Source organism: [Phormidium] sp. LEGE 05292, from assembly GCF_015207735.1.
GTDB lineage: Bacteria > Cyanobacteriota > Cyanobacteriia > Cyanobacteriales > Aerosakkonemataceae > Floridanema.
The window spans coordinates 1-2,388 of the sequence record NZ_JADEWG010000311.1 but is presented as its reverse complement, the minus strand read 5'-3'; the positions used below and the strand labels follow the sequence as shown (position 1 = coordinate 2,388).

General features: G+C 46.1%; 1 protein-coding gene and 1 pseudogene. Both read left to right on the top strand.

Going from position 1 to position 2,388, the window contains the following annotated elements:
* Positions 1-127: pseudogene (locus IQ264_RS32235) on the top strand (photosystem II D2 protein (photosystem q(a) protein)); the annotation flags it as partial.
* Positions 128-263: 136 nt separating this feature from the next.
* Positions 264-1,625 carry a photosystem II reaction center protein CP43 gene (gene psbC, locus IQ264_RS32230; protein ID WP_193986814.1) on the top strand — a complete coding sequence of 454 codons (1,362 nt, stop codon included), beginning with the start codon at positions 264-266 and terminating at the stop codon, positions 1,623-1,625.
* Positions 1,626-2,388 lie beyond the last annotated feature (763 nt).

Sequence of the window (2,388 nt, the reverse complement as noted above, 5' to 3'; positions counted from 1 at the left end):
TGAAACCTTCTATACGAAGAACATTCTCTTGAACGAAGGTCTGCGGGCTTGGATGGCTCCTGCTGACCAACCCCATGAGCGTTTTGTCTTCCCTGAAGAAGTTCTCCCTCGTGGTAATGCTCTGTAATAATGAGCTAAGCAGGGATGAATGGAAGATTAATGGTATATTTTTCCTTCATCCTTAAATTTCACCCTTAAATCCTAAAATCCTTAAAACCTTTTAATTTAGGTACTGCCCCGTGGAATCATCTTTTAACAGTGCAATGGTTGCGGGCAATCGTGACCAAGAATCGTCAGGTTTTGCCTGGTGGGCTGGTAACGCCCGTTTAATCAACCTCTCCGGTAAACTGCTGGGCGCTCACGTTGCCCACGCTGGTCTGATTGTCTTCTGGGCTGGAGCAATGACTTTATTTGAAGTCGCTCACTTTAACCCAGAAAAGCCGATGTACGAACAAGGCTTGATCCTGCTACCTCACCTCGCTACCCAAGGTTGGGGTGTAGGCGCAGGTGGTGAAGTTATCGATACTTACCCCTACTTCGTAGTTGGTGTTCTGCACCTAATTTCTTCAGCTGTTTTGGGTTTGGGCGGTATCTATCACGCCGTTCGTGGGCCAGACACCCTCGAAGAATACTCTTCTTTCTTCGGGTATGACTGGAAAGATAAGAACAAGATGACCACCATTCTTGGTTTCCACCTAATTGTGCTCGGCATTGGTGCCCTGCTGTTAGTGGCTAAGGCAGTGGCTTTCGGTGGCTTGTATGACACCTGGGCTCCTGGTGGTGGTGATGTGCGGGTGATTACTAACCCCACACTGAACCCTGCTGTCATCTTTGGTTACTTAACAAAATCTCCTTTCGGTGGAGATGGCTGGATCGTCAGCGTTGATAACTTGGAAGACGTTGTTGGCGGTCACATCTGGATCGGTTTGATCTGCATCGCTGGTGGCATTTGGCACATTCTTACCAAGCCTTTCGGTTGGGCACGTCGCGCTTTCATCTGGTCTGGAGAAGCTTATCTCTCCTACAGCTTGGGGGCATTGTCCTTGATGGGCTTTGTGGCTTCTTGCTACGTTTGGTTTAACAACACTGTTTATCCCAGCGAATTCTACGGCCCAACAAACGCTGAATCTTCTCAAGCTCAAGCGTTTACCTTCCTAGTGCGTGACCAACGCTTAGGTGCTAACGTCGGTTCTGCACAAGGCCCAACTGGTCTTGGTAAATACCTGATGCGCTCTCCTACTGGTGAAATCATCTTCGGTGGTGAAACCATGCGCTTCTGGGATTTCCGTGGCCCTTGGTTGGAACCTTTACGTGGTCCTAACGGTCTTGACTTAGACAAGATCAAGAATGACGTTCAGCCTTGGCAAGTACGTCGTGCTGCTGAGTACATGACTCACGCTCCCAACGGTTCTTTGAACTCTGTAGGTGGTCTGATCACTGAAATCAACGGCTTTAACTACGTTAACCCTCGTGCTTGGCTGGCGACTTCACACTTTGTCTTGGCTTTCTTCTTCTTAGTTGGTCACTTATGGCACGCAGGACGGGCTCGTGCTGCTGCTGCTGGCTTTGAAAAAGGTATCGATCGCGAAACCGAGCCAGTATTATTCATGGGCGAACTCGACTAAGGAGTTAGATAAGTTTAAATTTCTCTCTCCTAAACAGTTTAAAGCTCCTGCCTTTAGGCAGGAGCCTTTTTTTATGCTGGTTGTTTTTATACCCACATTCCGCAGATATGACATTTATACCAAATCCGGGTTAGCAACCCCCTTTATATTCTTCCTCTTCTCTTCGCGCTCTAAAACGCTATCGCGTTTCGCTTCGCTATCGCGTCTTACGTGCTACGCACACGCTACGCGAACGCGGTTCAAATAAAAAAGGGGTAATCAAACCGGATTTAGTATTACATAACAAAACGATCGCCCTATTCCTCATAATTGAAAAAGAACGATCGCATAATTAGAGTAAAATTAGCCAATTTTCAGCGAGCTTATTATCGAGCACACACAAGTTGTACTCTCTTCTATCTATGTCATGGGTATAACTGAGATTGATTTATGCAGTTGTTATGCAACTTTTTCAATTTGCGTTCCAACTTCAATCAGAAAGGTTTAGCTTTCATCACTGCGTCATTGTAACTGTTGGGCTGCATCCAAAGATATTGACGGGTTCTCTAGTCCCCTTGAACCTGGGTTTTCCACTACAAGTACGGAAGAGCCTTATTTTGACAAAAAATCCCCTGGTATTACTACCAGAGGACAACTTGCCACTTGAAAGAAAAAATGGCACTAGCCTAGAAGGATAAAATGGCACTCAAGAAGCCGAGGATAGTAATTCCTTCGTTCCAATAAGAAAGCCATTACAAAGTAGCTAGAATCATAAAACGGCACA

Coding starts and splice junctions, on each gene's coding strand:
- psbC (WP_193986814.1), top strand. CDS start 264: ATGGTTGCGGGCAATCGTGACCAAGAATCGTCAGGTTTTGCCTGGTGG.